General features: G+C 56.5%; 6 protein-coding genes. 4 read left to right on the plus strand and 2 right to left on the minus strand.

The window, feature by feature from the left end; translation table 11 throughout:
• Positions 1 to 228: 228 nt before the first annotated feature.
• Together AC1DKH_RS22885 and AC1DKH_RS22890 are read right to left on the minus strand one after the other, a co-directional pair.
• Complete coding sequence (locus AC1DKH_RS22885; RefSeq protein WP_477799391.1) at positions 229 to 1,569, minus strand: OprD family porin; 1,341 nt, start codon at positions 1,567 to 1,569, stop codon at positions 229 to 231.
• Between the two features lie 424 nt (positions 1,570 to 1,993).
• Positions 1,994 to 2,920, minus strand: a complete 927-nt coding sequence (locus AC1DKH_RS22890; protein ID WP_477799392.1) for a 2-hydroxyacid dehydrogenase — start codon at positions 2,918 to 2,920, stop codon at positions 1,994 to 1,996.
• A gap of 287 nt (positions 2,921 to 3,207) precedes the next feature.
• Here AC1DKH_RS22890 and gabT point away from each other — a divergent pair, with 287 nt between their 5' ends.
• From gabT to AC1DKH_RS22910, 4 genes are all read left to right on the plus strand, one after another.
• Positions 3,208 to 4,500 (plus strand): 4-aminobutyrate--2-oxoglutarate transaminase, encoded by a 1,293-nt coding sequence (gabT, locus tag AC1DKH_RS22895; RefSeq protein WP_477799393.1) that lies wholly within the window; start codon positions 3,208 to 3,210, stop codon positions 4,498 to 4,500.
• A gap of 93 nt (positions 4,501 to 4,593) precedes the next feature.
• Positions 4,594 to 5,250, plus strand: a complete 657-nt coding sequence (locus AC1DKH_RS22900) for an HAD family hydrolase (RefSeq protein ID WP_477799394.1) — start codon at positions 4,594 to 4,596, stop codon at positions 5,248 to 5,250.
• A gap of 47 nt (positions 5,251 to 5,297) precedes the next feature.
• Positions 5,298 to 5,786 (plus strand): Lrp/AsnC family transcriptional regulator, encoded by a 489-nt coding sequence (locus AC1DKH_RS22905; RefSeq protein WP_008017091.1) that lies wholly within the window; start codon positions 5,298 to 5,300, stop codon positions 5,784 to 5,786.
• A gap of 211 nt (positions 5,787 to 5,997) precedes the next feature.
• Positions 5,998 to 6,560 (plus strand): AMP-binding protein (locus AC1DKH_RS22910; RefSeq protein WP_477799395.1); only part of this gene is annotated, 563 nt, incomplete at its 3' end.

The following is a 6,560-nucleotide window of genomic DNA, read 5'->3' on the forward strand; positions in this document are numbered from 1 at the left end:
ACAACGCTGCAGGCCACAGTTGCTGCTCAAATGAGAGGCAAGATCGGCAGCAAATACCGGGTCGGTTTTCAGGAGGCAGGGCAAAGCCAAAGGCGCTGCTGATGGGTACATTGCTTAAAAAAGCGTGGGCACGCTCCCTTGTAGGAGCTGCGGTGCGGCGATCCGACTCCTACAGTTTTCCGGGATTGCGTGAAGAACCAAAAAAAGGCGCCCGGCCAGGACCAAACGTTACAGAATGCTCAGCGGATACTCGATGATCAGGCGGACCTCGTCGATATCGCTCTCGAACGAGGTCGCGCGGTGTGTAGCCTGGCGCAGGCGGAAGGACAGGTCCTTGGCGGCCCCTCCCTGGACCACGTATTTTGCTTCCAGGTCACGCTCCCACTCCTTCTGGTCGTCACCCACCTTGTTGGCATAGGCACCTTTCGGATCGGCTTTGGTGCCATCGATTTGATCACCTTTGACATAGCGGGCCATGAAGCTCAGCCCCGGTATGCCGAATGGAGCCATGTTCAGGTCATAACGAGCCTGGATGGAGCGCTCGTTGGGAGCGTTGAAGTCGGAATACTGAATCGAGTTGGCCAACCAGATCGAGTCCACACCGATGTAGTCGAAATACTCGTCGCCATCGATCTTCTGATAAGCCAGGGTGAGCTTGTGGGCACCGAAGGAATAGGCTGCCTTCGCCGACCAGCTCGTGGTGTCCAGTTTGCCGGCACGCGCTTCGCCTTGGTCCTGGGTCTTATAGGCTATCAAGCCAAAATTCAGCGATTGCTGGTCAGCCAGAGGAATCGTATAGGAGGCACTGCCGAAGTGCTGACGCCAGACATTCTCGGCCTCACTGGTGTACGCCTTCAGGCTAAGGTTTTCGTTGATTTTATAGGTGCCGCCGATGAAGTCGACGCTGTCAGCTTCGGTCCCTCCGTATGTAGTGAGCAGCTTGTCATTGGAGTTGGTCGAATTGCGATTGTTGAATGCGGTGAAGTGGCCACCCTCGAAGGATAAGGCATCGAATTCGTTGCTCGACAGTTGGAAGCCGGTAGCTGTTTCCGGCAGCAAGCGGTTGTCACCGGGGGCGAATACCGGTGCGGTCGGGCGTTGTTCGCCGTACTTCAGCACGGTGGAGGAAATGCGCATCTTCACTGCACCGCCGATCTCGCCATAGCTATCTGGCACGTCGGCTTCGGCGGTGCGATTGTTGCTGATGGGCAGCAGGCCGTTGCCGACCCGGCCACGGCCAGTGTCCAGCTTGACCCCACCGTACGCGTAGGCATCGGTGCCGAAACCGATGGTGCCCTGGGTGAAACCGGAGGCGAAGTTGAGCATGGCCCCTTGTGCCCACTCCTCGCGATAGCCATTGCGCTCGCTGGCCGGCTTGGAGCCGTTAGTACCTTGGCTATTGCTGCCGCCATTACGGAAGTCGCGATTCATATAGAAATTACGATTGAGCAACCCGAGGCTGCTGTCTTCAATGAAGCCATTGGCTTGCTGTTGCTGACCCGCTATTGCCAGTTGCGTGGTGGCAGCAATGACAGCCAAGGAGAGAGAGCTTGGTTTTGCGATGTTCATCGCTTACCCCATTTGATCTTATTAGTGTTGGTTATCTGCGCGGCAGGCGATGCTCTTGCGGCAGCTCAGGTAAACCACTGCGAAGTAAACCCGGGAGAGTCTTGTCGATCAGCGCCTTGCAGTGGACTTGACCTGCAGCCGGGCTCCGCACAGCGGTGGCTGTATCGCAGTTACGGCGAGGCCTGACAATGGGCTGCAGTCAATTCGGTAGATTGCAAAAGTTATGGCTTGACGGGCCGCAATTACTACTCAATCGGGGGAGGAGATCAGCAGCAAATGTCGGCTGATTTTTTGGGGCGGGTATGCGCAAAAAACAGCAAAGTGGGATGAACAACAGGTTTGTTTTGTATAGCGCCAGATTTGCCTCAGAGAAGTAAAAAATCTGGCGCCGGTCGGTTGTTACCGGTGGGTTGGCGGTCGTTGGTCAGTAACTTCGCTCGCGGTCAACCTGACCAAGCATTGACTCACCGCGTTGATGCCGGCGGATATTCTCCAGCAACACGCTAAACGCACTTTCCGGTTGGGTCATCGCAGCGATATGCGGTGTCAGCAATATCTGCGGATGGTGCCAGAAGGGATGGTCCGGCGCCGCCGGCTCCTGTTCCAGTACGTCGAGCACCGCCGCGCTGAGCTGGCCGCTGGCCAAAGCCTCAAGCAGATCCTCTTCTATCAGGTGCCCACCCCGGCCCATGTTGACCAAGGCAGCACCTTTGGGAAGGTGCTGGAACAACTGTCGGTTGAGAATCCCTTTAGTCTCCTCAGTCAATGGCAAGACACAAACCACGATGTCGCAACGGCCGAGGAAGGTGGGAAGTTGCTCGGCACCGGCAAAGCAGTCCACCCCGGCAATGCGATGCTCACTGCGTGCCCAGCCTGACAAGTCGAATCCAAAGGTCTGCAAGGTGGCCAGAATCTGTTGCGCCTGCGTGCCGAGCCCCATCACACCTACCCGACGCTTGGCTGCCGGTTGCAGCAGGTGAGCCTGCCAGCACCGCGCCATTTGTTGCTGGCGATAACGGAGCATATCCCGGTGCAGGCTGAGCACCGCAAAACTGGCGTACTCGCACATGCCCCGAGTGATGCTCGGGTCGAGTAAACGTACCACCGGCAGGGTCGTTGGCAGGCGGTCAAGGTCAAGTTGGTCGACCCCGGCCGACAAGGCGAACAGTACCTGCAGGTTTGGCAACAATGTTTCGAGATCGTCCGGCGCCTGCCAGGCTGCCAGGTAGCGAATATCCTTCGGATCGCCGATGTCCGGCCAGGCACGCCATTCGATATCCGGAGCGTGCTCAGCGAATAGGCGCTGCCATTGTTCGCCGCGCACCGGGTCAGCTTTATAGAGCAGGGCCATGGGTCACTTCTCGCTTCAGATTGGGAGTATCCAGCATGCCCGAGTGGCAGAGCAGGATATGTCGAAAGAGTCTGCGTAAACGCATAACGTTGCGTTGTATGGGGTGCGCGTCGGCAGATTCCATGGGAGCTGGCTACAGCTGAAGGATTCTGCTGTTTACCGGGGTGAAAACAGTCGATCCGAATTTCTCAGAGGCCAAGTTCGGCTTAGACAATTGCGTCGAAAGCTTAACCTTTGGAACACATCGCAGCCGTTTCCCGGTTGCCAGGTTCACTATGGGAGATGCCATGAACAGTAAAGTCGAAGAAACCCCGAGTTTGCTCCGTCAGCGCGATCAATTCGTGCCACGGGGTTTGGTCACGGCACACCCCCTGGTCATCGACCGGGCCCAGGGTTCTGAAGTGTGGGACGTGGACGGGACGCGCTACCTGGACTTCGTCGGCGGCATTGGCGTTTTGAACATCGGTCACAATCACCCGAAGGTGGTCGCGGCAGTGCAGACCCAATTGCAAAAGATCAGCCATGCTTGCTTCCAGGTGGTGGCCTACAAACCCTATATCGACCTGGTACAGCGCTTGTGCGAGTTGGTGGGGGGCCAAGAAGCCTACAAGGCGGCGCTGTTTACGTCTGGTGCAGAGGCTGTGGAGAACGCGGTGAAGATCGCCCGCGCACATACCAATCGCCCAGCCGTTATCGCCTTTCGTGGCGGTTTCCATGGGCGTACTTTACTGGGTACGACCCTGACGGGCATGAGCCAACCCTACAAGCAAAATTTCGGGCCCTTCGCTCCAGAAGTCTTCCATACCCCATACCCTAACGCCTATCGCGGTTTCAGCAGCGAGATGGCTTTGCAAGCTCTTAACGAATTGCTGGCGACCCAAGTCGCTCCGGATCGAGTAGCTGCGATCATCATCGAGCCAGTGCAGGGCGATGGAGGCTTCCTTAGCGCGCCGCCGGAGTTTCTCCAGGCGCTGCGGGCTCTGACCGAACAACATGGCATCGTGCTCATTCTGGATGAAATTCAGACCGGTTTCGGCCGTACCGGCAAATGGTTCGGTTTTCAGCACGCCGGGATTCAGCCGGATCTGGTCACTGTCGCCAAGAGCCTCGCCGGTGGTTTGCCCATATCGGGCGTGGTGGGGCGTGCGCACATCATGGACGCGCCATTACCCGGTGGTCTCGGCGGTACCTACGGCGGTAACGCCCTGGCTTGCGCAGCGGCGTTGGCGGTGATCGAAACTTACGAACAGGATCAGTTGCTCGAGCGTGGTGAGGTATTGGGCGAGCGGCTGCGTCAGGGCCTGCTGCGCTTGCAGGCACGTTACCCTCGTATTGGTGACGTGCGCGGCACCGGCTTCATGCTGGCAATCGAATTGATCAAAGACGATGAGGCCCGCAGCCCCGATGCAGAGCTCACCCAACAACTGATCGATCAGGCCAGGGTTGGTGGGCTGTTGGTGATCAAATGCGGGGTGTACCGAAATGTGCTGCGCTTCCTTGCTCCTCTGGTAACCGAAGAAAGTCAGATCGACGAAGCGCTGACAATTCTTGAAGCGGCATTGTTGCGAGTGTTGGATTAATCTCAGGTCTCGGTTGGCGCAATGTAGCAATGCGCCGACCGAGGGCATTTAGCGCACATGGATTGATGAATGCATCATGGGAGGCTACACACCATGTACCTGACTGATTATCGTGCACTGCTGATCGATTGCGACGAAGTCCTGGTCGATCGGGATTCCGGTATCTGGACGGCCCTGCAACCTTTGCTCGAAAACCATCCGGGCATGCCAGGCAGGGAAGAGGTATTGGCTGAGTTTGACGAGGCGGTGCGCACGCTCTATCCACGTTTTTCCGAGCTGGGCTTCAGTGGCTTATTGTGCTTTGCCCATCGTCAGCTGGCAGAGCGTTTTGGGCTCAAGGCCAGTTGGGAAGAGGGCATGAGTTTCGCCCGTTCGGCGTGCAACTGGTCGTTGTTCGAGGACGCGCCCGGTGCCATGTTGTATCTGCGCAAATTCTATCGGCTGCTGGTGTACTGCGATCGAGATGCCGAGGATCGCGAACAGCTCTGCGAGCGTTTGGGGATTGTGCCCGAAGACCTGCATTCCCGAGCCAGTAATCCATTGGAGGACAGCGAGTGGTTGCTGGCCAACAACCTGGAGCCCAAAAATATTCTGCAGATTTCCAGACCTCCTGCGCAGCCGCCAAAATTGGCTGGTTTGTGCCTGATCCGCCGTGGCCATGAGAATTATACTCAGGAATATTCCGCAGATTTTTACATCACTAGCATGGCTGATCTGGTCGCTCAGCATCAGCTATCTTTGCGACGTTGAGTTTGCTAAAACCTCTGTCTATCTGAACGGCAATCAAGAGGTACCCGATGGAAGGTTTAATTAAACTAGACCGAATTGATATCAGTATCCTGGTTGAGCTTCAAAAAGACGGTCGAATGACCAACGTCAGTCTGGCCGATGCGGTGGGCTTGTCATCCAGTCCATGCTTGCAGCGGGTCAAACGGCTTGAGTCGGCCGGCTATATTTCCGGGTATAGAGCTCATCTCAACCTTGCCAAAATCACCGACTCGGTCACGGTATTTACTGAAATCACGCTCAGCGACCATAAACGGGAGGACTTCGCCAAGTTCGAGTCCAATATTCGTTTGGTCGATGAGGTACTGGAGTGCCATTTAGTCAGCGGCGGTTACGATTACCTGGTGCGCTTCATGACCTGCAGTATTCAGCATTATCAGGAAGTGATCGAAGGGCTGCTGGACAAGAATATCGGTATATCCAAGTACTTCAGTTACATCGTCATTAAATCCCCAGTACTTAAAGATGGGGTCCCGCTACGTAGGCTATTGCGTCACTGATGCCACCCAGAGCAATGGGATCAGACGAAGTAAGAAACAGAACGAAGTCCAAATCCATATTGCTCAGCCGTTTCCGGATATGACTTGTCGTTAAAAGAGCACAACACCATCACGGGCTGGCTTGAGATGTCGGCTGTAGCGCTTGCGAGCCGAGCACGATTAATCAGTGCCAAACATTTAACAAAAACAACTATTCACCGAGGTAAGAAAGATGAGTGCGGCTTCCCTGTATCCCGTTCGTCCCGAGGTTCTGGCTAACACGCTGACCGACGAGGCGACCTACAAGGGCATGTACCAGCAGTCGGTCGTCAACCCGGACGGCTTCTGGCGCGAGCAAGCCAAGCGCCTCGACTGGATCAAGCCTTTCACCACGGTGAAGCAGACTTCCTTCGACGATCACCATGTCGACATCAAATGGTTCGCCGACGGCACCCTGAACGTTTCCTACAACTGTCTCGACCGTCATCTGGCCGAGCGCGGCGATCAGGTTGCAATCATTTGGGAAGGCGATGACCCTGTCGAAAGCCGCCACATCACTTACCGCGAACTGCACGAGCAAGTCTGCAAGTTCGCCAACGCCCTGCGTGGCCAGGACGTGCACCGCGGCGACGTGGTGACCATCTATATGCCGATGATCCCTGAAGCCGTGGTCGCCATGCTGGCCTGCACCCGGATCGGCGCGATTCACTCGGTGGTGTTCGGCGGTTTCTCGCCGGAAGCCCTGGCCGGTCGCATCATCGACTGCAAATCCAAAGTGGTGATCACCGCCGACGA

The sequence above is a fragment of the Pseudomonas sp. 05L36 genome, assembly GCF_056398125.1.